The organism is Mesorhizobium sp. WSM4809 (genome assembly GCF_055811655.1).
On sequence record NZ_JBVVQW010000017.1, the window covers coordinates 24,628 to 49,607 of the forward strand.

General features: G+C 62.6%; 22 protein-coding genes and 1 pseudogene. 22 read left to right on the forward strand and 1 reads right to left on the reverse strand.

Annotation, left to right across the window (positions count from 1 at the left end; all coding sequences use genetic code 11):
• The first annotated feature begins 16 nt into the window (after positions 1-16).
• The 5 genes from trbL to AC0L24_RS28060 are packed head-to-tail and all read left to right on the forward strand — an operon-like array spanning position 17 to position 4,601.
• Entirely contained in the window at positions 17-1,339 is a 1,323-nt protein-coding gene (gene trbL, locus AC0L24_RS28040) for a P-type conjugative transfer protein TrbL (protein ID WP_473564448.1), read from the forward strand.
• A complete protein-coding gene (gene trbF / locus AC0L24_RS28045; protein WP_473564449.1) occupies positions 1,340-2,071 on the forward strand; it encodes a conjugal transfer protein TrbF in 732 nt (243 codons plus the stop codon).
• The gene (gene trbG / locus AC0L24_RS28050; RefSeq protein ID WP_473564450.1) at positions 2,061-3,089 is read left to right on the forward strand and encodes a P-type conjugative transfer protein TrbG; all 1,029 of its coding nucleotides are present in this window, start codon (positions 2,061-2,063) and stop codon (positions 3,087-3,089) included. The genes trbF and trbG overlap by 11 nt, the downstream gene beginning before the upstream one ends.
• A gap of 13 nt (positions 3,090-3,102) precedes the next feature.
• Positions 3,103-4,326, forward strand: a complete 1,224-nt coding sequence (locus AC0L24_RS28055) for a TraB/TrbI/VirB10 family type IV secretion system protein (RefSeq protein ID WP_473564451.1) — start codon at positions 3,103-3,105, stop codon at positions 4,324-4,326.
• 2 nt (positions 4,327-4,328) lie between these two features.
• Positions 4,329-4,601 (forward strand): DUF2274 domain-containing protein, encoded by a 273-nt coding sequence (locus tag AC0L24_RS28060; protein WP_063171452.1) that lies wholly within the window; start codon positions 4,329-4,331, stop codon positions 4,599-4,601.
• 316 nt (positions 4,602-4,917) lie between these two features.
• Here AC0L24_RS28060 and hemN read toward each other — a convergent pair whose 3' ends face one another.
• Positions 4,918-6,267 carry an oxygen-independent coproporphyrinogen III oxidase gene (gene hemN / locus AC0L24_RS28065; RefSeq protein ID WP_473564478.1) on the reverse strand — a complete coding sequence of 450 codons (1,350 nt, stop codon included), beginning with the start codon at positions 6,265-6,267 and terminating at the stop codon, positions 4,918-4,920.
• Between the two features lie 155 nt (positions 6,268-6,422).
• On the opposite strand from hemN, the gene AC0L24_RS28070 reads away from it, so the two are divergent.
• The 17 genes and pseudogenes from AC0L24_RS28070 to AC0L24_RS28150 all read left to right on the forward strand — a co-directional run bounded on the left by AC0L24_RS28070 (position 6,423) and on the right by AC0L24_RS28150 (position 24,907).
• Positions 6,423-7,172, forward strand: coding sequence for a Crp/Fnr family transcriptional regulator (locus AC0L24_RS28070; RefSeq protein ID WP_473564452.1), 750 nt, complete (start codon positions 6,423-6,425; stop codon positions 7,170-7,172).
• 493 nt (positions 7,173-7,665) lie between these two features.
• On the forward strand, positions 7,666-9,294 hold the full coding sequence (ccoN, locus tag AC0L24_RS28075; protein WP_473564453.1) for a cytochrome-c oxidase, cbb3-type subunit I: 1,629 nt from the start codon (positions 7,666-7,668) through the stop codon (positions 9,292-9,294).
• Complete coding sequence (ccoO, locus tag AC0L24_RS28080; RefSeq protein ID WP_473564454.1) at positions 9,285-10,016, forward strand: cytochrome-c oxidase, cbb3-type subunit II; 732 nt, start codon at positions 9,285-9,287, stop codon at positions 10,014-10,016. Before ccoN ends, ccoO begins: the two co-directional genes overlap by 10 nt.
• Before the next feature lie 12 nt (positions 10,017-10,028).
• On the forward strand, positions 10,029-10,178 hold the full coding sequence (locus AC0L24_RS28085) for a cbb3-type cytochrome c oxidase subunit 3 (RefSeq protein ID WP_473564455.1): 150 nt from the start codon (positions 10,029-10,031) through the stop codon (positions 10,176-10,178).
• A gap of 2 nt (positions 10,179-10,180) precedes the next feature.
• On the forward strand, positions 10,181-11,044 hold the full coding sequence (gene ccoP / locus AC0L24_RS28090; protein ID WP_473564456.1) for a cytochrome-c oxidase, cbb3-type subunit III: 864 nt from the start codon (positions 10,181-10,183) through the stop codon (positions 11,042-11,044).
• Between the two features lie 176 nt (positions 11,045-11,220).
• Positions 11,221-12,738, forward strand: coding sequence for a cytochrome c oxidase accessory protein CcoG (gene ccoG / locus AC0L24_RS28095; protein ID WP_473564457.1), 1,518 nt, complete (start codon positions 11,221-11,223; stop codon positions 12,736-12,738).
• The gene (locus tag AC0L24_RS28100; RefSeq protein ID WP_473564458.1) at positions 12,735-13,232 is read left to right on the forward strand and encodes a FixH family protein; all 498 of its coding nucleotides are present in this window, start codon (positions 12,735-12,737) and stop codon (positions 13,230-13,232) included. Before ccoG ends, AC0L24_RS28100 begins: the two co-directional genes overlap by 4 nt.
• On the forward strand, positions 13,229-15,517 hold the full coding sequence (locus tag AC0L24_RS28105) for a cation-translocating P-type ATPase (protein ID WP_473564459.1): 2,289 nt from the start codon (positions 13,229-13,231) through the stop codon (positions 15,515-15,517). The genes AC0L24_RS28100 and AC0L24_RS28105 overlap by 4 nt, the downstream gene beginning before the upstream one ends.
• Complete coding sequence (gene ccoS / locus AC0L24_RS28110) at positions 15,514-15,669, forward strand: cbb3-type cytochrome oxidase assembly protein CcoS (RefSeq protein WP_027164054.1); 156 nt, start codon at positions 15,514-15,516, stop codon at positions 15,667-15,669. The genes AC0L24_RS28105 and ccoS overlap by 4 nt, the downstream gene beginning before the upstream one ends.
• 725 nt (positions 15,670-16,394) lie before the next feature.
• Positions 16,395-17,576, forward strand: coding sequence for a 5-demethoxyubiquinol-8 5-hydroxylase UbiM (gene ubiM / locus AC0L24_RS28115; RefSeq protein ID WP_473564460.1), 1,182 nt, complete (start codon positions 16,395-16,397; stop codon positions 17,574-17,576).
• A gap of 211 nt (positions 17,577-17,787) precedes the next feature.
• On the forward strand, positions 17,788-17,892 hold the full coding sequence (locus AC0L24_RS28120) for an isopentenyl transferase family protein (RefSeq protein ID WP_473564479.1): 105 nt from the start codon (positions 17,788-17,790) through the stop codon (positions 17,890-17,892).
• Between the two features lie 815 nt (positions 17,893-18,707).
• Complete coding sequence (locus AC0L24_RS28125) at positions 18,708-19,910, forward strand: cytochrome P450 (protein ID WP_473564461.1); 1,203 nt, start codon at positions 18,708-18,710, stop codon at positions 19,908-19,910.
• A gap of 94 nt (positions 19,911-20,004) precedes the next feature.
• Positions 20,005-21,294, forward strand: a complete 1,290-nt coding sequence (locus tag AC0L24_RS28130) for a cytochrome P450 (RefSeq protein ID WP_473564462.1) — start codon at positions 20,005-20,007, stop codon at positions 21,292-21,294.
• A 1-nt stretch (position 21,295) separates the two neighbouring features.
• A pseudogene (locus tag AC0L24_RS28135) lies at positions 21,296-21,421 on the forward strand (ferredoxin); the annotation flags it as partial.
• A 168-nt stretch (positions 21,422-21,589) separates the two neighbouring features.
• Positions 21,590-22,435 carry an SDR family oxidoreductase gene (locus AC0L24_RS28140; protein ID WP_473564480.1) on the forward strand — a complete coding sequence of 282 codons (846 nt, stop codon included), beginning with the start codon at positions 21,590-21,592 and terminating at the stop codon, positions 22,433-22,435.
• A complete protein-coding gene (locus AC0L24_RS28145; protein ID WP_473564463.1) occupies positions 22,435-23,778 on the forward strand; it encodes a cytochrome P450 in 1,344 nt (447 codons plus the stop codon). The genes AC0L24_RS28140 and AC0L24_RS28145 overlap by 1 nt, the downstream gene beginning before the upstream one ends.
• A 130-nt stretch (positions 23,779-23,908) precedes the next feature.
• Positions 23,909-24,907, forward strand: a complete 999-nt coding sequence (locus AC0L24_RS28150) for a polyprenyl synthetase family protein (protein WP_473564481.1) — start codon at positions 23,909-23,911, stop codon at positions 24,905-24,907.
• Positions 24,908-24,980: the final 73 nt, after the last annotated feature.

A 24,980-nucleotide genomic window follows, 5' to 3' on the forward strand; every position in this document is an offset into this window, starting at 1 on the left:
CGAGGGGGAAGGCGGAATGAACGACCTCGGGGTCATCGATCGCTTCATGGAGACTTTCATCCGCTACATCGACAGCGGGTTCGGTCTGCTGTCGGGCGATGTCGCCTTCCTCACCGCGACGCTGATCGGCATCGACATAACGTTAGCCGGGCTCGCTTGGGCATTCGCCGGCGAGCCCAACATTCTCGCCCGCCTTATTCGCAAGGTGCTCTATGTCGGCGTCTTCGCTTTCATCCTGAACAATTTCAAGAACCTCGCCGACATTATATACCGCTCTTTTGCCGGGCTGGGCATCCACGCTTCTGCCGACAATCTTTCCCCCGACAATCTCCTGCGGCCCGGACGTATTGCCGCCACAGGCTTTGAGGGCGCCTGGCCGCTGCTCGATCAGGCGAGCCAGCTTCTTGGCTTTCCTGAAATCTTCGGCAACGCGCTCACCATTTTCGTGCTGCTCGTGGCCTGGTTCCTGGTCATCATCGCCTTCTTCATTCTTTCCATCCAGCTCTTCATCACCATTCTGGAGTTCAAGCTCACCACTCTCGCCGGATTCGTTCTGGTGCCCTTCGCACTCTGGAACCGGTCGGCGTTCCTGGCCGAGCGTGTGCTCGGCAACGTGATCTCGTCGGGCATCAAGGTGATGGTGCTTGGCGTCGTCGTCGGCATCGGCTCCACACTGTTCGGCGAGTTCGCTTCCGCGCTGCACGGCAAGGAGCCGGATTTGGCCGCAGCCATGTCGCAGGTGTTGGGCGCGTTGGCGCTTCTTGGGCTAGGGATCTTCGGGCCTGGAATAGCATCCGGTCTCGTCTCCGGCGCCCCGCAGCTTGGTGCGGGCGCCGCACTGGGTACGGCCGCGGCCGCGGCCGGTGCATCACTCGTTGCCGGAGGTGCTGCGGTCGCTGGCGCGCGCGTGGCAGCTGATGGCGGGCTTGCCGCAATTCGAGCCGGCACGACCATCGGTTCCGCAGCTTCCTCAGCATGGCAGTTGGGGCGTGCAACCTCGCCTGACTCCGGCCTGTCCGGTGTGGCTGCTGGGATGCAGGGCGTGGCAGGTGCCGCCAGTGGCGCCGCGATGCGAGCGGCACGATCTGCCGCGGGAACCTTCGGACGCAGCGCCGATGCCGGGCGCCAAGCCGCATGGACCGCGACCGGCGGGTCGTCTTTCCCGTCGATGACTGAAAGTGCTGCGGGTTCGACCGCCGACGCGGCCCCTGGCTGGGCCAGGCGCCTGCGTTCCCAGCAGTCTGCGCGAGCCCACCGCCACGCCGCCATACAGGCCGTGCGTGATGGTGACAGACCGGGCGGTAGCGCCAATCCCTCTCTCAACGACAAGGACGACTAGATGCTCTTCAAGCGATCCGTTCAACGCTACGGCAAGACACCCGAGCCCATTACACCGTACCAGAGGGCGGGCCACCTGTGGGATGAGCGCATCGGCTCATCGCGGGTGCAGGCCCGCAATTGGCGGCTGATGGCTCTTGGCTGCCTGGCGTTGGCAACCGGGCTCTCGGGCGGGCTCATTTGGCAGTCCATGCAGAGCCGGGTTGTGCCATACGTCGTCGAGGTCGACCGCTTTGGCGAGACGCGCGCCGTCGCCTCGGCAATCCGGGACTACGAGCCAACGGATGCCCAGATCGCCTGGCATCTTGGCCGCTTCATCCAGAATATCCGTTCCGTTTCCACCGATCCGGTGTTGGTGCGGCAAAACTGGTTGGCGGCCTATGACTTTGCCACCGACCGCGGCGCGCACTTCCTCAACGAATATGCCAAGGCGAACGACCCTTTCGGTCAGATCGGCACGCGCAGCGTGTCCGTCCAAGTGACCAGCGTGGTGCGGGCTTCCGACAGCTCGTTCCAGGTCAAATGGACCGAGCAGGTATTTGAGCGCGGCAGCCTTGTCAGCACGACCCGCTGGACGGCGATCCTCACGGTCATGATCCGGCCGCCAAGCAATACGGACCAACTGCGCAAGAATCCGCTCGGCGTCTTCATCAACGCCATCGATTGGTCGCGCGAGCTCGACAGCGCCGCGCCGTCATCCGTTTCCCCCAAGGAGCCCGCCAATGACAAATAGAGCCCCATCGCTCCGTGCCGCGCTGATCCTGTCGGCCTCAGCCGCGGTGCTGTCGGCCTGCGCATCCAAGCCGGTGCCACCGCCCGAGATTTCCTATGACGCTGCCGACTTCAAAGCAGCGTCGATCGAGAAGCCGCCGGAGCAACCGGTCAAGATCGTCGAGGTGCCAAAGCCGCTACCGCTGCCCGGCCAGTTGCAGCCTGACCCGGTCAAGGTCGCCGACGACAAGCGCTCACCTGAAGAACGCGTTGCCGATGCCAACAAGGCCGCAACCCGGCAGCCAACCAGGTATGGCTATGTCAACGCGGTCCAGATCTATCCCTTCACCGACGGTGCGCTTTATCAGCTCTTTGCCGCGCCGGAGCGCGTCACCGATATCGCTCTGCAGCCGGGCGAGAAGCTGACAGCCGTGTCCGCCGGGGACACGGTCCGGTGGGTCATAGGCGATACCGTCAGTGGCACCGCTGACAGTCAGCGCACCCATGTTTTGGTGAAGCCGTTTGCGCCCGAGCTTACCACAAATCTGGTGATCACCACGGATCGACGCACCTATCACTTGCAGCTCCAAAGCACGGAGAAGACCGCAATGGCGGCCATCTCTTGGACTTACAGCGAAGACCAGATCCTTGCGCTGCGTCGGCGAAACGTTCAGGCCGAGGCTGCTACGCCGGTCGCGTCGAATGTTGCGCTCGAAAATATCCGATTCCGCTATTCAATAGCCGGCGACACACCGCCCTGGAGACCGACACGGGCCTTTGACGACGGCAGCAAGGTCTATATCGAATTCCCGCGCCGCATCGATCAGGGCGAGGCGCCGCCGCTCTTCATCATTGGTGCTGACGGCGGCAATCAGCTGGTCAACTACCGCATGCGCGGCAACTACTACATCGTCGATCGCCTGTTCGCCGCGGCCGAACTGCGCCTCGGCGCCAAGCCGCAGCAGGTCGTGCGCATCACAAGGATTGACGGTCGGCAATTGCCGCGTCGGATGCCACTCTTTGCCGGTTTTGGCAGGTGAGGGGACAAGGCTCATGACCGATACGTCCCACTCCAATGCGCCGCCGAAACTTGATCCCGACCAGCTCCAGCTGCGCGCCTCACCCCGCGCGGCTGTGCGCTTCAGGCGAGGTGTGATTGTCGCGATCGCTGCCGCCGGATGCGGTGCCATTTTGGGCGTCATGATGATTGCGCTTCAGGGACCGGCATTGCGACTCAAAGGGCATGCGGAAGACCTCCACCATCCTGACCACAAGCCCACCGCCGAGGGACTCGACGGGCTGCCCAGGGATTATTCCGGCGTCAAGTCTGAGGCCCCGGTGCTTGGACCGCCGCTACCCGGTGATCTCGGCCGCCCCATCCTCGAGCGGCAGCGCCAACTCGGCATCGCGCCGGGACAGGGGGTCTCCGCCGAGGATCAACGCCTTGCCCAGCAGGCGATCGAAGCGCGCGAGTCGCAAGTGTTGTTCCGAATCGACAATCGACCGAGACCGACAGATCTCGCCGGCGGCGGGGAGAGTGTACAGCAGCGGCCTGAAGCGGTTCCGCAACCGGGAGCGACAGGCGCATCGGCTTCCGTCGCTCCAGCCGAAGGCGATCAGAACCACCAACAGCGCAAGCTGGATTTTGTCAGTCAGCGGAGCACAAGCGGGATCTACAATCCGCATGCGCTGCAGACGTCTGCTTCGCCCTACCAGCTGATGGCTGGCAGCGTGATCGCGGCTAGCCTGATCACCGGCATCAATTCCGACCTACCCGGCCTTGTCGTCGCGCAGGTCACAGAGAATGTCCAAGACACAGTCACGGGCAGCATCTTGCTCATTCCACAAGGTTCACGGCTGATCGGCACCTATGACAGCGTGGTGGCGTTTGGGCAAAGGCGCGCATTGCTGGTCTGGCAGCGAATAATCCTGCCGGACGGTTCCTCGATCGAAATCGACAATCTGCCGGCAACAGACAGCGCCGGATATGCAGGGCTTGAGGACAAGGTGGATTTCCACACCTGGCAGCTGATCAAGGGGGTTGCGCTTGCGACCTTGCTTGGCGTGGGCACCGAATTGAGCCTCGGAGACAATGAAAGCGATCTGGTCAAGGCGATCCGCGAATCCGCCCAGCAGAATGTCAGTCGAGCCGGCCAGCGCATAACTGAGAAGAATCTCAATGTTCAGCCCACCATCACTATCCGACCAGGCTGGCCGCTGCGCGTCATCGTTCACAAGGACCTTTTGCTGCGGCCGTACAAAGTTGAACGGGAGTGATTATGGCCAACTTGAAACTTGGTAAGCTTCCAGATCGAACGCCTTTGAAGATCACCATCACTGTGAGCGCGGAGTTGAGCCAAGAACTCAATGCGTATGCTGCGCTCTATCGTCAGACCTACGGCGAGTCTGAAACGGTGGCGGAACTCATCCCTTTCATGCTGGCGGGATTTCTGGAAGGCGACCGAGCGTTTGCCAAGGCCAGAAAAGAAGGTATGGCGACGGCCAGCGTCCCGGGCAAGTCGCGGTCTCAGCCAGCTTCAGATTCCAAATGACCGCAGCAGAGAGTTGGTCAAGTGCAATGGTGGCGCACCGCCCGCTCGGCGGGTCCATCCATAGGAGGCCGAGCTGTCGCCAAGCGATGGTCCATCGCCATCATGCGGCGGCCGATCTCGACCGGGAAGACAACCATTAAGGCGGCAGCGTCGTGTGGAGGCAGCGTGGATGCAGCGCGTCAGCTTAGGTTTTTCCGATCCGATTCGTATGCCTGCGTGCTTGTCATTGATTCCAACGAGAGGGGCGCTGATAACATCGTGGCGTGGCGAAAGGTCACCGATGATGGACCCTGCCCGGTCTGCGACGCACTCTGGCTCAAATTGCCACCGAGTGCCTGGCCTTCCCGCTTTCGAGATATTTGTCGAACTTCGCAGCGACGCTCCTGACAAAGGGACGACTTTCCACCGGCACGACGAAACGGTCGCCATCGAGTTCAAGCAATCGGACGGGGTTGTCGAGGGCCACGGTACTCGACCGGAGAAGGAGCTTCTGGCCGGCTTTGCCGAAGCGTTCCACCAATTCGACTGCCGAGAAGCCGAAATCGCACATCAGCCGCTCGATGATCCAGCCGCGAGCGCGGTCGTCGTTGGAAAAAACAATTCCGCGGACCGAAGCCAACCCACCCTGATCCACCATGCGGCCATATTCGCCGGTTGAAGGCATGTTCTGGACGTAGCCTTGCTTGAATTGGCTGATGGACGAGGGGCCGAGGCCGATTAAAGTTTCGCAGCGATCCTCGGTATAGCCCTGAAAGTTGCGACGCAGAGTCCCGGCGCGCGCCGCCAGGGCCAGCGCATCGTTCGGTTTGGCGAAATGGTCGAGCCCGATTGCTTCGTATGCTTGGTCGAGGATGGCGCGTGCTGCCAGTTGCGATTGGGCAAGCCGCTCCTCCGGGCCTGGCAACCAGGCCTCGTCGATCATGGTCTGATGTTTCTTGAACCATGGCACATGGGCGTAGCCAAAAAGGGCGATCCGGTCCGGCTGCAGCGTCAGCGCCTGCATGACTGTAGACAGGACTCTCTCCCTGGTCTGGTGCGGCAAGCCGTAGAGCAGGTCCAGGTTGACCGATTCGACGCCGCGGGACCGAACGCCGTCGACAACTGTTTTGGTCTGCAAGAAGGTCTGCTCGCGATTAATGGCCTTTTGCACCTTCGGATCGAAATCCTGCACGCCGAGGCTCGCCCTCGTCATGCCGATTTCGGCAAGCGCGTCGAGGCGGGCTTCGTCCATATCGTTGGGTTCGATTTCGACGCTGATCTTGGCGCCGGGAAGAAATGTGAAGCTGTTGCGCAGGACGGTTGCCAACGCCACCATATCTTCGGGTTTGAGCATCGTCGGCGAACCGCCGCCGAAATGGATAGCACGCACACGGCCCTTGCCTGCGACAAGACTGGCGACGGTGGCGATCTCAGCATGCAATGACCGCAAATAGGTAGTAACCGGTTCGTAGTGGCGTGTCTGCTTGGTGTGGCACGCACAGAACCAGCAAAGTTTGTCGCAATATGGGATGTGCACGTAGAGCGATATCTCATCGTCCCCGCCGAGCGCCTCCAGCCAGCCACGATAAGCCGCAGCATCGACGCCCTCATGGAAATGCGGTGCCGTCGGATAGCTGGTGTAGCGAGGGACGTTTTCGACAATCCAGGCAGCTACTTTCGACTGCATGTCGTGGTCACCATGTTTGCATCGCTGGAACTGTTGACTGATTGGCCGGCCAACGCCCTGATTTCGATCAAGTGCAGCTCGGACAAACTGCCGCAAGGATTTTTCTACCCTGGATTGCTATCCTGTCGGTGCTTGGGAGAGGGTAGAGCGAGCGCATGACATTACGGCAAGACATTCACAGTTCCGGCATTCCCGTTCTTTGCCGCTCTTGCGAGGGAAGGCGTCGTGGTATTTGCGGTGCGCTCGATCCAGAGCGTTTGGTTTGGCTCGCCAAGACTTCGTCGCGGCACAAGATCGAGCCAGGAGTCGAACTGATCGGCGACTGCGAGGCTGTCGGCAGCTATTCGAATGTGCTTTCAGGCGTGGTGAAGCTGACGAAGAGCCTTTCGGACGGGCGCCAGCAGATCGTAGCTCTCCAGTTTGCACCGGATTTTCTGGGGCGACCCTTCAAGGTGGAGAGTGAGATCAGTGCGGAAGCGGCAACTGTTGTCACGCTGTGTTCGTTCCCCAAGCCAGCCCTCGAACGGATGATGAAGGATTCACCGGAACTCGAGCGCCGCCTGCTCAAGCAGACGCTGGACGAACTTGACGCAGCACGCGAATGGATGGTGACGCTCGGACGCAAGACGGCATCGGAAAAGGTGGCGAGTTTTCTTCTCATGATCGCCCTGAATATCGATTCCAATGTTAATCCGACTGCCAGCTCGGCGTCCTTCGATCTGCCGCTGACTCGTGCCGACATCTCTGATTTCCTTGGACTGACGAATGAGACCGTGAGCCGGCAGCTGACTCGATTGCGAGCTGAAGGCGTGATCCGGATCGAGAACAAACGCCATGTGATGGTGGAGAGCGTCGGCCGGCTGGAGCAGCGTTGCGACGGCCGAAGGCCGCGGCAGTTTGAATAACCCCAAGCGGCGGGGTCTGCGCCGCCAACTCCGAAGCCGCGGCAGGACATGCTGCGGCTGCAGCCTTCGAGCCCCCGGTAGCATGGACACGAGAGCATCCGCGACCCTTATCGGATAAGCTAGCCACCCGCCATGAGTGTTTCGCTCGCCGATGAAGCATTGATCGTTGAGGTCCTCGTACCGCAATGGTAGTGACGATGTCGCCATTTACGTCGTTCCCGAGCCGTTCCAAGCGACGCTAGCAGCAATACTTCCGAGTCGCGGAGGGCACGCCTCGACATATCGCCCGCCTCAACGTTCGCTCGACTTCAATCCACTTGTCGTGAGCGGGGCAGGCCCGTCGCGCGCTTCCGTATGCCACCTTCTGATTTGCGCGAACTCGATTCTACCGAACAAACCTGGCGCCTGACATGGATCAGGGCGAGCAGAGGCCAGCTGCGCAATTGATGCACAGCGGATTGGGCGTCCGCCCGATTCGGGATCAGGAGTTGCGATGAAATTCGGGACAGCGATCGTCGTGGTGGGCTTGTTTGCTTTTGCAGCCCTGGTGGCTGCCGGCTTCGGCATTGACGGACCTTTCCGCCAGCACATGTGGGTGCTGTTTTTTGCCCTTACTGCCTTCACCGGGATCTTGTTGCGCAACACGGAGTTCAAGCCGGCAACTCCGATCGACCGATCCGCTTATATGGATGATCCGATCCGCTACGGCGCCATCGCCACCATGTTCTGGGGCGTCATTGGCATGCTGATCGGCGTGGTCATCGCGCTGCAGCTGGCCTATCCCGATCTCAACATTCAGCCTTGGTTCAATTTCGGACGCTTGCGGCCGCTGCATACGTCCGGCGTCGTCTTCGCCTTCGGCGGCAACGCGCTGCTATGCACGTCGTTGTACGTCGTTCAACGCACCTGTCGCGCCCGCCTGTTCGGCGGTGATCTCGCCTGGTTCGTCTTCTGGGGCTATCAGCTTTTCATCGTCATGGCCGCGACGGGCTACCTGCTCGGCATCACCGAGAGCCGCGAATATGCGGAGCCCGAATGGTATGTGGACATCTGGCTGACCATCGTCTGGGTGGCCTATCTCATCCTGTTCCTCGGCACGATCTTCAAGCGCAAGGAACCGCACATCTACGTCGCCAACTGGTTCTATTTGTCCTTCATCGTGACCATCGCGATGCTGCATGTGATCAACAATCTGTCGATGCCGGCGTCGTTCCTGGGCTCCAAGAGTTACTCCGCCTTTTCCGGAGTCCAGGACGCCTTGACGCAATGGTGGTATGGCCACAACGCCGTCGGCTTCTTCCTGACTGCCGGCTTCCTCGGCATGATGTATTACTTCGTGCCCAAGCAGGCGAACCGGCCGGTCTATTCCTATCGGCTGTCGATCATCCATTTCTGGGCGATCATCTTCCTCTACATCTGGGCCGGGCCGCATCACCTGCACTACACCGCCCTGCCCGATTGGGCGCAGACGCTCGGCATGGTGTTCTCGATCATGCTGTGGATGCCGTCATGGGGCGGCATGATCAACGGCCTGATGACGCTGTCCGGCGCCTGGGACAAGCTCCGCACAGATCCCATCATCCGCATGATGGTGATGGCCGTCGCCTTCTACGGCATGTCGACCTTCGAAGGCCCGGTGATGGCTATCAAGGCGGTTAACTCGCTGTCGCATTATACCGACTGGACCATCGGTCACGTGCACTCCGGCGCGCTCGGCTGGGTTGGCATGATTTCTTTCGGCGCGATCTACTACATGGTTCCGAAGCTCTGGAACCGCGACAGGCTCTATTCGCTGCGGCTGGTCACCTGGCACTTCTGGCTGGCGACGCTCGGCATCGTCGTCTACGCCGCGGTCATGTGGGTGTCCGGCATCATGCAGGGTCTGATGTGGCGCGAATACGACGAGCAGGGCTTCCTGGTCTACTCCTTCGCCGAAACCGTCGCCGCCATGCACCCCTACTATGTGATGCGCGCCATTGGCGGGGCGATGTACCTCTCCGGCGCCCTGATCATGGCCTGGAACGTCGCCATGACAATCCTAGGCCACCAGCGTGAGGAGAGGCCCATGTCGGGTGCCGCGCCTGTCCTGCAGCCTGCCAGGGAGCCAAACCGATGGGCTTGATGGACAAACATGCCATTATCGAGAAGAACGCCACGCTTCTTCTCGTAGGCTCCCTTCTTGTCGTGACCGTCGGCGGCATCGTCGAGATCGCACCCCTCTTCTACCTCGATAACACGATCGAGAAAGTCGAAGGCATGCGGCCCTACTCGCCGCTCGAACTTGCCGGACGCAACATCTATGTGCGCGAGGGCTGCTATGTCTGCCACAGCCAGATGATCAGGCCGTTCCGCGACGAAGTCGAGCGCTACGGCCACTACAGCTTGGCCGCCGAGTCGATGTACGATCACCCCTTCCAATGGGGATCGAAGCGGACGGGGCCAGATCTGGCCCGGGTCGGTGACCGCTACTCCAATGCATGGCATGTCGCGCATCTTTCGGATCCGCGTTCCGTGGTGCCGGAATCGGTCATGCCGAGCTATGCCTTCCTGAAGGACGCGCCGATCGAGGTGAAGGACTTCTCGACACATCTGGTTGCGAATGCGCGCGTCGGTGTCCCCTATTCGGATGACATGATTGCCAACGCCAATGCCGATCTGAAAGCGCAGGCTGACCCGAATGCCGACACCTCCGGCCTCGAGAAGCGCTATCCGAAAGCAAAGGTGGGCGACTTCGATGGCAATCCGCAACAAGTCACCGAAATGGACGCCCTCGTCGCCTATCTGCAGATGCTCGGCACGTTGGTCGATTTCAAGAACTACGACGAAGCCGCCGGCTACCGCTGAGGAGTGTTTTCCATGGATTACAATTTGATGCGGGAGTTTGCGGATAGCTGGGGTCTGCTTGCCATGGCGCTTTTCTTTGCGGGGGCAAGTGTCTTCGCGCTCCGCCCCGGAAGCCGCGCTCAGGCCGACGAAGCTGCCCGAATTCCGCTTCAGGACGAGTGATCATGAGCGACGAGCATATCGATGAAATCTCTGGGGTCCCAACCACCGGCCACGAATGGGATGGCATCCGGGAGTTGAACAACCCGCTTCCGCGTTGGTGGATCACCATCTTCTACGCCACCATCGTCTGGGCGATCGGCTACACGATCGCCTATCCGGCATGGCCGCTGCTGCACTCGGCGACGACGGGTGTTCTCGGCTATTCGAGCCGCAATGACGTCAAGCACGAGCTGGCGGATGCGGAAGCAGCGAAGGGCAAATACCTCGCGGCGGTGGAGTCGAAAAGTGTCTGGGAAATCGTCTCGGATGATGCCCTGCGCGAATTCGCCATTGCCGCCGGTAGCGCCGCCTTCAAGATCAATTGCGTCCAATGTCATGGCTCCGGCGCCCAAGGTTCCAAGGGCATTCCCAATCTCAACGACGACGACTGGCTGTGGGGCGGCAAGGCCGAGCAGATCCAGCAGACAATTACGAACGGGATCCGCTTCGCGTCCGATCCGGACACGCGCCTGTCGGAAATGCCTGCCTTTGGCGACATCATAGCCGCTGACCAGATCGCTCAGGTCAGCGCCTACGTCGCCAGCCTTTCCGGCGAGGTCCAGGACGCAAGTCTGATCGAGCCCGGCGCCAAGGTCTTTGCTGAAAATTGCGTGGGCTGTCATGGCGACAATGCAAAGGGCAACGAGGAGCTCGGCGCGCCCGACCTGACCGATGCGATCTGGCTCTATGGATCCGGCGAGGCAGCCATCGCCGCGCAGGTCCGTGCACCGAAACAGGGAGTCATGCCGGCCTGGGTCGGCCGTCTCGGCGAGATCAAAGTCAAGGAACTTGCGGTCTATGTCCATTCGCTTGGCGGCGGAGAGTAGGAAGGAAAGCCCTATTCTCGGCCTCCCCCTGCCAAGCGACGAGGCCCGGCGCGAGCCGGGCCTCGACACCATTTCGGCTGCGCCGCATCATCAATGCGGCACGCTTCGGACATTGGCTGGGAGTGGAGACGCATGTGTGCAGTAGTACGCGAATAGAACGGCTCGAAGCCTCGGCCATGAATTCCCCCAATCCGCGCCAGCCGCATTATGCCAGACGCGAGAAAATCTTCCCCAAGCGCGCCTCAGGCAGCTTTCGCCGCTTCAAATGGCTGGTGATGGCGATCACCCTTGGCATCTACTACCTGACACCGTGGTTGCGATGGGGTCGAGGTCCATTTGCCCCAGACCAAGCCGTGCTCCTCGATCTCGCCAACCGGCGCTTCCACTTCTTCTTCATCGAGATCTGGCCGCAGGAATTTTACTATGTGGCCGGCCTTCTGGTCATGGCCGGCGTCGGTCTTTTCCTGATTACCTCGACTGTCGGGCGTGCCTGGTGCGGCTATGCGTGTCCGCAGACGGTATGGGTCGATCTGTTTCTGGTCGTCGAACGTGCGATCGAGGGGGACCGCAACGCCCGCATGAAACTTGATGCCGGTCCCTGGACCGCCCGCAAGCTGATGCTGCGCGTATCGAAGCACGCCGTCTGGCTGGTCATTGGGGTGGCGACCGGCGGCGCCTGGATCTTCTATTTTGCCGATGCGCCGACGCTTGTCGGTGAGCTCCTCACTGGCACCGCCGCTCCTGTCGCCTACATCACGATCGCCGTGTTGACGGCGACGACCTATACGTTCGGCGGTCTGATGCGCGAACAGGTCTGCACCTATATGTGCCCATGGCCGCGCATCCAGGCGGCAATGCTCGATGAGAACTCACTCACGGTCACCTACAATGACTGGCGTGGTGAACCGCGTTCGCGTCACGCCAAGAAGGTGCTGGCCGCAGGCCAGCCGGTGGGCGACTGCGTCGACTGCAATGCCTGCGTCGCGGTCTGCCCGATGGGGATCGACATTCGCGACGGCCAGCAGCTCGAATGCATCACCTGCGCGCTTTGCATCGACGCCTGCGACGGCGTCATGGGCAAGCTCGGCAGGGAACGCGGACTGATTTCCTACGCGACGCTCTCCGATTACAACGCCAACATGATGCTGGCGACCGCGGGCGGCTCCAGTTCAGTCAACCCGTCGCTGGTCAGGACCGCTGATGGCCTGTTCTCCGACAAGGTGGCCCATTTCCATGTCAGCAAGATCTTCCGGCCACGCACCTACGTCTACATGGGTCTGTGGTCGCTGATCGGCCTGGGTCTGCTCTATTCGCTGCTGACGCGCGACAGGCTCGAAGTCAATGTGCTGCACGACCGCAATCCGCAATTCGTCAGTTTGTCCGACGGCTCGATCCGCAACGGCTACACCGTCAAACTGCTCAACATGATCCCCGAGCCGCGGACCATTGTTGTCACCATGCAGGGCTTGCAAGGAGGCGAAATGAGCGTGGTTGGGGACGACATCAAGGCGGGCCGCTCCTTTGCCATCCCGGTCGAGCCCGATCGCCTGAAAATGCTGAAGGTCTTCGTGCGCCAGCCGGCCGACCAAATCCGTGGCGCAGCGCAAACCTTCACGTTCCGTGTCGAGGACAAGTCGAGCTTCGAGGCGGACGAATACACCGCCACCTTCAACGCGCCGGAGATCGCCAGATGACCGCTAACGCTGAAAAACCCCGCGAATTCACCGGCAGGCACATGCTGGCCATCATTCTAGCCTTTTTCGGCGTGGTCATCGCGGTCAATCTGACGATGGCGACGCTCGCCAACACAAGCTGGACCGGACTGGTCGTTGAAAACACCTATGTGGCGAGCCAGCAATTCAACAAGAAGGCCGAGGAGGGTCGCGCGCAGGCAGCACTTGGCTGGACCGGCAAGCTGACCATCGCATGGGGCGAAGTTCGCTATGGCCTCACCGACGTCGCCGGCAAGCCGGTTCCCTTGCATGGCGTCAAGGTGCTGTTTCGCCATCCCGCTTACGAGAAAGAGGACAAGTCGGTCACCCTCGCACCCGCCTCGGGCCAGGAATTCGCAGCCCAGCACATGCCGAAGGACGGCGTCTGGATTGTCGAAGTCGACGCCGCCGCCGGTCTGGATGAACTGTATCGCGACATCCGCAGGATCATGATTTCCAATGGAGCGCTGCAATGAGTTGTTGTGCACCGGGCGCCGAAATGGCGCTTGATCTGGTCAACACCGGATCGGTCCTGCCGTCCAGCCAGGAGATCAAGCTGGCGAGCCGATCGCTTGGCGATGATCTCCGCCAGACCGATCTTTCAGTACCGACGGTTCATTGCGCGGCCTGCATTCAAGCGATCGAGACGGCGCTGGGAAAGCTTGATCGCGTCGAGAGCGCACGCGTCAACCTGTCGACGAAACGGGTCTCGGTCCGGTGGCATGGGGATGAGGTTCCACCATTTGTCTCCGCGCTGGGACGGCTAGGCTACGAGGCGCATCTGTTCGACCCCGAGGTCGACAACAAGGACAAAACGCTTTCGGAGCTGATCCGCGCCGTTGCTGTCGCCGGCTTTGCGGCGGGCAACATCATGCTGCTTTCAGTGTCGGTCTGGTCTGGCGCCGAAGGCGCAACGCGGGACCTGTTTCATTGGGTCTCGGCGCTGATCGCGATCCCGGCACTGGCCTTCGCCGGCGGCATCTTCTTCGGCTCGGCCTGGAATGCGCTGCGTCACGGCCGCATGAACATGGACGTGCCGATCTCGGTCGGAGTGTCCCTCGCCTACGCCATTAGCCTCTATGAGACGATCAACCATGGCGACCACGCTTATTTCGATGCATCGGTGTCGCTGCTGTTCTTCCTGTTGATCGGCCGCACGTTGGATCACGTGATGCGCGAACGTGCCCGCACCGCCGTGAAAGGCCTGTCCCAGTTGGCCGCACGTGGCGCCATGGTGCTCCGCGGCGACGGCGCACGCGACTACCTGCCGGTTGGCGAGATCGAACCCGGCATGCTGCTGTTGATTGCGGCCGGCGAAAGAATCCCCGTCGACGGCAACATCATTCAAGGGGCCTCGGATCTGGACTGTTCGCTTGTCTCGGGCGAGAGCACGCCTCGAAGCGTTGCAGCAAGCGAAGCCGTGCAGGCTGGTGTCCTCAACCTAACCGGCCCGCTGACGATTGAGGCGACAGCCGCCGCGAAAGATTCGTTTCTGGCGGAAATGGTTCGGCTCATGGAAGCCGCAGAGGGCGGCCGCGCGCATTATCGTCGGATCGCCGATCGCGTTTCAGCGCTCTATGCCCCGGTGGTTCATCTCACAGCCTTCGCGACGTTCCTTGGCTGGATGGCGGTGACCGGCGACTGGCACCGGGCGACAACCATCGCCATTGCCGTTCTCATCATCACCTGCCCGTGCGCGCTCGGCCTCGCCGTGCCGATCGTGCAGGTGGTCGCCGCGCGGCGCCTGTTCGAGAACGGCATCATGGTCAAGGACGGTTCGGCCATGGAGCGCCTGGCGACGATTGATACAGCAGTGTTCGACAAGACCGGGACCCTCACGCTCGGCCAGCCCCGGCTGGTCAATGCTGGCTCGATGGATTCGGGCATGCTGGCAGTCGCGGGAGACATGGCCGCGCATTCCCGCCATCCGTTTTCAAGGGCCATAGCCGGCTTTGCCGCTCCTGGCGCGCGGCACAAATTCGATACCGTGACCGAGCATCCAGGGTTTGGCATCGAAGCCACCGACGCCGGAAGCACCTGGCGGCTAGGTCGACGCGGATGGGCTGGATGGAAGGCCCGGACCGGTGGTGAAGGCAAACATGGCTATGGCGGAACGGTGCTGACAAAAGACGGGCTCATTGTCGCGACCTTCAATTTCGAGGATGCGCTGCGCGCCGACGCCGGCGCGGCGATCAAGCGATTGAGCGACGCCGGGATGTCGGTGCAGATGCTGTCGGGCGATACTGGGGGCGCATGCGCCGAAGTTGCAGAAATGCTGGGTGTCGACGACTTCGCTCCGTGCCTGCTGCCGTCAGGCAAGGTCGAAGGCATCGAGACCTTGGCCAAGGACGGACACAAGGTTCTGATGGTTGGTGACGGCCTCAACGACACGCCTGCACTGAGCGCGGCGCATGTCTCGATCGCACCGGCCACCGCCGCCGACATTGGCCGCAATGCGGCCGACTTCGTATTCCTGCGCGAAAGTCTTCTGGCAGTGCCGCTCGCGCTGGACGTCTCGCGCAAGGCGGGGCACCTGATCCGCCAGAACATAGCCATTGCGATCGTCTACAACGCCGTCGCCGTGCCGATCGCCATCCTGGGCCACGCCACGCCTCTTATCGCGGCGATCGCGATGTCCGCTTCATCGCTGCTCGTGATCGGGAACGCGTTGCGTCTGCAAGGCTTTGCGCCGAACCGGATGACGAGAGTTTCTTCGACAGCCGCTGGTTCCGGCATTCATGCATCGGCGCAGCCGTCGTGACGACGCTTGTCTATCTCATTCCGGTGGCTTTGCTTCTCGGCGCGCTGGGGCTGTCTGGCGTTGTGTGGGCCTTGAGCAGTGGTCAATATCAGGATCTCGACGGCGCCGCCGAGCGGATCCTCATCGACCAAGATGACGATCTGGAACGCTGAATGAAGCCGCTGTCCATGTTCTGGAACAAGGTGCGGATGCTCAGCAGCTTGCAATTCCCAGGCCCGACTTGACGTTGATTGTGAAAAGCCTCTCTCAGACAGTGGTTGCGTTGCCAGTCCACGTGCGGAGTTGGCGGCGTACGGAGTGCGAGATCGCGATCACCAGTGGAGCGGGAGCCCGCGCTACCTTCCAACGCGTCTGACTGATTCAGATCAGGACTATCTCCTCATCACCGTGGTTTATCGGCCCTGCAAGGGAGAACGAATGCTCAGTGGAGTTTGGTCGCCAGTGTCACCGTCTCGACGGTTTTGGCTTTTCACCGTAGCGGTCGGCTCTGCTGCTTCGACGAGCCGCGCGCGCTTTCGATCAAAACGGCCGCGAAGAATGAGCAGAGCCAGATTAGGCGATGTGGGAGCGCGGGCGGCGGCCAGATCATTCCGTGGGTCTGGGCTGACGCGCGCCGACCCTGTGCGCAGCGTGATTGTGGCGCTTTGCCCGTCAACAGCCGGCACTGTGAGAAGCTCGCTTGCTGGCTGGCCTTACGCTTGGCTGCGAAGAAACTATGACCGGTCCAATCATGCGCGTCCGCGATTGAACCGATGGTATGCTTCGGGTTTTACTGCCCTGCGCCTTGGGGCGACGCAGTCGCCCGAAGGCGGCGCACAGCACCGGTCCGAGCGTAACCTGTATCTGCCCTGCACAATCCACCCATGGCGGTACGGTGATGTGCAGCCCTAACCATAGCTTCGATATTGTTGTCGTGGGAGCCGGGCCGGTCGGCCTTTCATTCGCCGCTTCGCTCGCCCAAAGCCAACTCAAGGTGGCAGTTGTTGAACAGAACTCCATCGACCGTCTCGCGAATGCGCCTTTCGATGGCCGCGAAATCGCTCTGACTTTCGCCTCCATCAGAATCCTTCGCCAGCTCGGCGCGTGGGATACGATCCCAGCTTCGGAGAAATCGCCGCTTTATGGCGCGCGCGTGCTCAACGGTTCGAGCGCTTTCGCACTGCGTTTTGACGCTCCCATAGCGTCTGGAGAACCCCTCGGAATCTTGGTCCCGAACTGCCGCATTCGCGATGCGTTGTTCAAAGTCGTTCGGCTGCGTGATGAGCCACTTCTGCTGTGCGGCCACCCGGTTGTCCGTGCAACGACCAGCCACAAAGGAGCAGTGATAACGCTTTCTGACGGCATGCAGTTGAGCGCCAGGCTTGTTGTTGCCGCGGATTCGCGCCTGTCGCCCACGCGTGATCTGCTCGGCATCGGCGCCGACATTAATCGGCTTGGCCACTCGATGCTGATCTGCCGGGTGCGACATGAGGGCGCCCATCACCAGGTGGCAACCGAATGGTTCGATCATCATCAAACGATAGCGATGTTGCCTGTCGGGGAGGGGATGTCCTCGTTGCTGCTCACTCTGCCCTCAAGCGAGGCCGACAGACTGCTTGCCTTCACCGACGATTTGTTCCTCTTGGAATTGACGAACCGGTGTCGAGGCCGTCTCGGGAAGATGGAATTGGCAAGCAACCGCCACACCTATCCGCTGGTCACCACGTGGGCGCACAAATTTAAGGCTCCGAGCGCGGCACTCATCGGGGACGCTGCTATCGGAATGCATCCGGTGACTGCGCATGGCTTCAACATCGGTCTCAGCAGCCAAAAGCAACTTGCCGATGCAATCTTAACTGCAAGTCGCCACGGCCGTGACATTGCCGATCCCGCCATACTGCACAGATACGAAAGGTGGCTGCGCCTGTCCGCGGCGCCTCTCTACCATGCTACGAATATACTCGTCGGCCTCTACTCGAGCGAGCAACCGGTGGCACGGCTTGCACGCCATGCGGGGCTTCGGTTCGCCCAACATGTTCCCCTCGTCCGGCATGTCATCTCGGCCATGCTCAAACGATGAAAGCACCAGATTGGAGATCCTTCCCCGAGCGGCGAAGCTCGACACCATATAGCCTAACCGTGTTCTTTCCTTGTACTGAGCTGCAGCGCCAGTCATCGCTCGTTCATTTCGGTTCAGTCTTCTGCAAACAGATGAGGAGGCCCTAGGGCACGGCTGCGATACCGGCTGGGAGCGGCTCCTCCAAGTCCCGCGTGCGATCCAGCCCACTCAGATCGTCTACCTTTCTCAGGCAATCGCGCTTGAGTATCTGGCGCAAGCTCGCTGGCAGGAACGTGAATTTCCCTGCATTCCTGCGGCGTGGAAGAGGGACAGGTGAAGAGTGTCGACCTGGGCCGCAGTTGAAACGAATTCAGAAATATAAAACCAGGTCAATGAGCTCGCGCGGCGACCCCCATTAATTGCTGCTGCGGCAGAGGCCGCGCTAGCGAATCTCCGTCGATACTTTGCCAGTCACACGATCATTCAGCAGATCATCTGCAGGACATCCGAAATGGGACCTGCGAGGCAGGCGTTGTCAACGAGCAGGCCTCGTTCGCCCCAGATGACTACATCGAGAGGTAGCCCATGGTTCAAAAAGGTCAGGCAGCCTGCCATCATTCCAGGACAGACAACTCATGAAGTCGCCAGTCTGGCGTGTGACGACCGCTTTCCGACCTGTTCTGTCGCCTTTTGTCGGGTCCGCGACACCGGCCTTTTTCGGCGAGCTGTCTGGCCTCAGGCTAACTCGGTGAGAACAATCACAATATTTTTTCCTCTGCTGGGTCGCCAAATTGGCACGAGTTTTGAAGCTCCTTCGTTGCAAGCCGGAGCCGCCGACCGACGGTCTTTTTGTGGACGACGTCGCGATCAACTGAAGGAAGAAAGAAAAGTAAAATGTCAAACCCGCATCAGACAGCATTCTATGGGAAGGGAGCCCCGGCGAAGCCGCCGCTACCACAGGCTGCCGCCCTTTTCGACCCTTGCGCACGAAATGTTGATGGCGGGCTACGACGCAAAGGCCGGCCTACTACACTCACCTTATTCTGAATTCGAAGGCGCTGGATAAGTCTACGCTGCGGGACGTCTACATGCCGTCTTACGTCATTGGCTGCCGCAGCGCTTTCGCCCTTCCATAGAGACTGAAGTGCCACGATGTCCCAACAACCACTGCCGACGCTGCCGATGTGGCGCGTCGATCACATCGAGCCCTCGCCCGAGATGTTGGCGCTACGCGCCAACGGTCCGATCCACCGCGTGCGCTTCCCGTCAGGGCACGAAGGCTGGTGGGTGACAGGCTACGATGAGGCCAAGGCGGCGCTGTCCGACGCGGCGTTCCGCCCCGCGGGAATGCCGCCGGCGGCATTCACCCCGGATTCAGTAATTCTCGGTTCGCCGGGATGGCTGGTCTCGCACGAGGGGGGCGAGCATGACCGGTTACGCACGATCGTGGCGCCGGCCTTCAGCAACCGCAGGGTGAAGCTGCTCGCGCAGCAGGTCGAGACGATCGCCGCGCAGTTGTTCGAGACGCTGGCCGCCCAGCCCCAGCCCGCCGATCTGAGGCGCTACCTCTCCTTTCCGCTTCCGGCCATGGTCATCAGCGCGCTGATTGGCGTGCCCTATGAGGATCACGCCTTTTTCGCCGGACTGTCCGACGAGGTGATGACGCACCAGCATGAAAGCGGTCCGCGCAGCGCGTCTCGCCTGGCCTGGGAAGAACTGCGCGCCTACATTCGCGGCAAGATGTGGGACAAGCGCCAGGATCCGGGCGACAATCTGCTGACGGATCTGCTCGCGGCGGTCGACCAGGGCAAGGCGTCCGAGGAAGAGGCGATCGGCCTGGCGGCGGGCATGCTGGTGGCGGGGCATGAGAGCACCGTTGCGCAGATCGAATTCGGCCTGCTGGCCATGCTCCGCCATCCGCAACAGCGCGAACGCCTGGTCGGCGATCCATCCTTGGTGGACAAGGCGGTGGAGGAAATCCTGCGCATGTACCCGCCGGGCGCGGGCTGGGACGGCGTCATGCGCTATCCGAGGACCGACGTGACTATCGCGGGCGTGCATATTCCCGCGGAGAGCAAGGTGCTCGTCGGCCTGCCGGCGACGTCGTTCGATCCGCGCCATTTCGATAACCCGGAAATCTTCGATATCGGACGCGACGAAAACCCCCACCTGGCGTTCTCCCACGGGTCGCACTACTGCATTGGCATGGCGCTGGCCAGGCTGGAACTCAAGGTGGTGGTCGGTTCGATCTTTCACCGCTTTCCCGCGCTGCGCCTGGCCGTGGCGCCCGAAGCGCTGAAGTTGCGCGAGGAGATCATCACTGGCGGGTTCGAGGAGTTCCCGGTGCTCTGGTGATGTGCGGACGCCGCCCGGAATCGCGATCTTCTCTGCAATTTGCCGGCGCGCCTAGAACGCGCCGGTCAGATCAGCTAGCCAACAGGTAATCAAGATGGACGTGCAAGAAACCACGGCAGCATGCGGGGATGCCTTCGCCGAACTGGCGTCGCCAGCGTGTATCCACGACCCCTATCCGTTCATGCGGTGGTTGCGCGAGCACGATCCGGTGCATCGCGCGGCGTCGGGCCTCTTTCTGTTGAGCCGCCACGTCGATATTTACTGGGTGCTCAAGGCCACGGGCGATGCGTTTCGGGGACCAGCGCCGGGCGAACTGGCGCGCTATTTCCCGCGTGCGGCGACCAGCCTGTCGCTCAGTCTGCTGGCGTCCACGCTAGCGATGAAGGAACCACCGACGCATACGCGTCTGCGCCGGCTGATCTCGCGCGATTTCACTATGCGCGAGATCGACAACCTGCGGCCGAGCATCGCGCGCATCGTCGCAGGGCGCCTGGACTGCATGGCGCCCGCGCTTGAGCGGGGGGAGGCGGTGGACCTGCATCGGGAATTCGCGCTGGCCTTGCCCATGCTGGTCTTCGCCGAACTGTTCGGCATGCCCAAGGACGACATGTTCGGGCTCGCCACTGGCATCGGCGCCATTCTAGAAGGCCTGAGCCCGCACGCCAGCGATCCCCAGCTCGCCGCGGCGGACGCGGCCAGCGCCAGGGTGCAGGCCTACTTCGGCGACCTCATACAGCGCAAACGCACCGATCCCAGCCACGACATCGTGTCGATGCTAGTCGGCGCGCACGACGACGATGCCGACACGCTGTCGGATGCGGAGTTGATCAGCATGCTGTGGGGCATGCTGCTGGGCGGCTTCGCCACCACTGCTGCGAGCATCGACCATGGGGTCTTGGCGATGCTGGCGTTTCCCGAACAGCGGCACTGGCTTCAGGGGGACGCCGTGGGAGTGAAGGCATTCGTCGAAGAGGTCCTGCGCTGCGACGCGCCCGCCATGTTCAGCTCCATTCCGCGTATCGCCCAACGCGACATCGAACTGGGCGGCGTGGTAATCCCGAAGAATGCGGACGTGCGCGTGCTGATCGCGGCCGGCAATCGCGACCCGGACGCCTTCGCCGATCCCGACCGCTTCGATCCCGCGCGGTTCTACGGCACCAGTCCTGGCATGTCGACCGACGGGAAGATCATGCTGAGCTTTGGCCACGGCATCCACTTCTGCCTCGGTGCGCAATTGGCCCGGGTGCAGTTGGCCGAGAGCCTGCCGCGGATCCAGGCGCGCTTTCCCACGATGGCATTGGCCGAGCAGCCAACCAGGGAGCCCTCCGCGTTCCTTAGGACGTTCCGCGCGCTGCCGGTGCGGCTGCATGCGCAGGGGGGCTGAGATGCGCGTCGTGGTCGACCAGGATCTGTGCGGAACCACCGGGCAGTGCGCGCTGACGCTGCCGGGCACCTTTCGTCAGCGCGAACCGGACGGAGTGGCCGAATCATGCGTGGCGACGGTCCCGCAGGCGCTGCACGCCGCCGTGCGGCTCGCGGCCAGCCAGTGCCCGGTCGCCGCCATTCGGGTCATCGAAAGCGACGCCAGCGATGACGAGCGCGCCGGCGCCGACCCTGCGCCTTCTCCGGCGGAGGCTGAGCGGCACGCCGCGAAAACCAAGGCAACTCAGGAGGACACGGTGGGACGGTTTGAAGGCAAGGTGGCCGTGGTGACCGGCGCCGGCGCCGGCATCGGCAAGGCATGCGCCCTCGCCATCGCACGAGAGGGCGGCAGAGTGGTGGCGGCGGACATTGATGGCCCGGCGGCCATCGCCTGCGCCGCGCAGATCGCGGCCGAAGCGAGCCACGCGCTGGCCCTGGCCGCGGACATCGCCGATGCGGAGGCGGTGGCAGCGCTATTCGAGACGGCCGAGCGGCACTTCGGTGGGGTCGACCTGCTGGTGAACAACGCCAGCGCTATGCATCTGACCCCACGCGACTGCGCGATCCTCGACCTGGACCTGGCGGTCTGGGATGAGACTATGGCGACCAATCTGCGCGGCACGCTGCTCTGCTGCCGACAGGCCATCCCACGGATGATCGCCCGCGGCGGTGGCGCGATCGTCAACATGTCGTCGTGCCAGGGGCTCAGCGGTGACACCGCGCAGACGTCCTACGCCGCGTCGAAGGCGGCGATGAACATGTTGTCGGCCTCGCTCGCCACCCAGTACGGTCATGCGCAGATTCGCTGCAACGCTGTTGCGCCGGGTCTCATCATGTCCGAGCGTCTCCTCGCCAAGTTGGACGAGTGCATGCAACGGCATCTGCGCCGGCACCAGCTCCTGCCGCGCGTCGGCCGCCCCGAGGACGTGGCCGCGCTGGTGGCGTTCCTGCTCTCCGAAGATGCTGCGTTCATTACCGGCCAGGTCTTGTGCGTCGACGGCGGCATGCTGGCGCATGTGCCGACGTTCGCCGACGGTGGCAACAGCCCCGCAGCGCGGCCTGCCGGCGGCATCCCCGAAGCGGCCGCGGCGCCGCGCTGCTGATGGACATGCTGCTCAACCCACTGGACCGTCGGCACCGGCTGCGGCACGACATTCCAATCATGCCCGGCGCTTTCCCCTTGGTCGGGCATCTTCCCGCCATCGTCTGCGACCTGCCGCGCCTGCTGCGGCGCGGGGAACGGACGCTGGGCAGCCACTTCTGGCTGGATTTCGGCCCTGCCGGACACCTGATGACCTGCGTGGATCCGGATGCGTTCGCACTGCTCCGGCACAAGGACGTGTCCTCGGCGCTGATCGAAGAGATCGCGCCCGAATTGCTTGGCGGAACGTTGGTAGCCCAGGACGGCGGCCCGCACCGCCAGGCGCGCGATGCGGTCAAGGCGGCGTTCCTGCCCAAGGGGCTGACCCAGGCCGGCATCGGCAACCTGTTCGCGCCCGTCATCCGAGCGCGGGTGCAGGCGTGGCGCGACCGCGGCGACGTAACCATCCTGCGCGAAACCGGCGACCTGATGCTCAAGCTCATCTTCAGCCTCATGGGAATCCCCGCGCAGGATCTGCCGGGATGGCATCGAAAGTACCGGCAACTGCTGCAGTTGATCGTCGCGCCCCCGATCGACCTTCCCGGACTGCCCTTGCGGCGCGGCCGCGCCGCCCGCGACTGGATCGATGCGCAGTTGCGCCAGTTCGTCCGCGACGCGCGCGCGCATGCCGCGCGCACCGGGTTGATCAACGACATGGTGAGCGCCTTCGATCGCAGTGACGATGTGCTCTCCGATGACGTACTGGTTGCCAACATCCGCTTGCTGCTGCTTGCCGGTCACGACACCACCGCCTCGACGATGGCCTGGATGGTGATCGAGTTGGCTCGGCAGCCTGTGCTGTGGGACGCCCTGGTCGAGGAGGCGCTACGCGTGGGCGCGGTACCGACCCGGCACGCGGACCTGGCGCAGTGTCCGGTCGCCGAGGCGCTGTTCCGCGAGACGCTGCGCATGCATCCGGCGACCACGCTCCTGCCGCGTCGCGCGCTGCAGGAATTGCAACTCGGCCAACGACGCATTCCGGCGGGCACCCATCTGTGCATCCCGCTGCTGCATTTCTCGACCTCGGCGCTGCTGCACGAGTCGCCTGATCAGTTCCAGCTGGCGCGGTGGCTTCAACGCACAGGGCCGATCCGGCCGGTGGACATGCTGCAGTTCGGTACCGGCCCACACGTCTGCATCGGCTACCACTTGGTATGGCTGGAAATGGTGCAGTTCTGCATCGCCTTGGCGCTGACCATGCACGGGGCCGGGGTGAGGCCGCGGTTGCTGAGCGGTGTCGAAAAAGGCCGACGCTATTACCCGACCGCACATCCGTCCATGGCAGTCCGCATCGGATTCTCATGAGCTGGCATCGCATGCCCCGTCTGGCGGGCAGCGGCGCCGGAAAGGCGCGCTGCACTCAGTGCGACACCGGCAATACCGCGGCGGTTCGGAGCTCGCAGTGGCCGTGTCAGGTACAAGGACTATGAACAACATGCAGACCGGTTCCACGCTACACAACGACCGAACTGGCGTTTCCGCGCCCGGGGAATTGGGCGCTCAGGCGCGCGGCGCGTCCGGCAGGCTGCTGCCGGAGATCTGGATGCAGGACGGCGCAAAGCGGGTCGAACAGGCGCTGGCGCGTCTCCTTTGCGCCGAAAATGACGGTGAGACCGAGTTGATGGCGGCCATGCGCTATGCCACCTTGCACGGCGGGAAGCGCACCCGCGCCTTGCTCTGTCTGGCTGCCGGCGCACTGGCCGAGACGCCGGCGCACATGCTCGACGACGTCGGCGCAGCCATCGAGATGATGCACGCCTGTAGCCTGGTCCACGACGACCTGCCCTCGATGGATGACGACGTGCTTCGCCGCGGCCTTCCGACCGTGCACGTTAAGTTCGGCGAAGCCACTGCGATCCTGGTTGGCGATGCGCTGCAGGCGCACTCCTTTCTGGCCCTGGCGAGGTTGGATGCGCCGGGCAACAACCGTATAGCGCTCGTGCGCGAACTGGCGCAGGCGGTGTCCGCCGAGGGTGCCGCAGGCGGTCAAGCCATGGATCTGTCGCTGGTCGGAAAGGACGTCGAGCTGGACAGGATAGTGGCGATGCACCGGATGAAGAGCGGAGCGCTAGTGCGCGCGTCCGTACGCATGGGCGCGCTATGCGCCATCGCGGAGGATGCCCCGCACGCTGCGCTGTACTGTGCGCTCGATCGCTACAGCGCCTGTTTCGGCCTGGCGTTGCAGGTGGTCGACGACGTTCTCGACGCGACAGCGGATACCGCGACGCTGGGCAAGACCCCCGGCAAGGACGCGGCAGCCCAGAAGCCGACCTGCGCCTCGATCATGGGCCTGCAGGCAGCGCGCCAGTTCGCGCTGGATCTATTGCGCGACGCCGGGGAGGCCATCGCCCCATTGGGACCGCGTGCGGAACGGTTGGGGCAGATGCTGCAGCGGGCCAAAGCGTATCTCTTCCAGCACACGCCCTGCGCATGAGCTCGCCCGTCCGCATGGAGTCGCCCCTGTGCCGCAGCGATCGGCCGGCGGCAGCGGTGCATGCTGCGCCGTG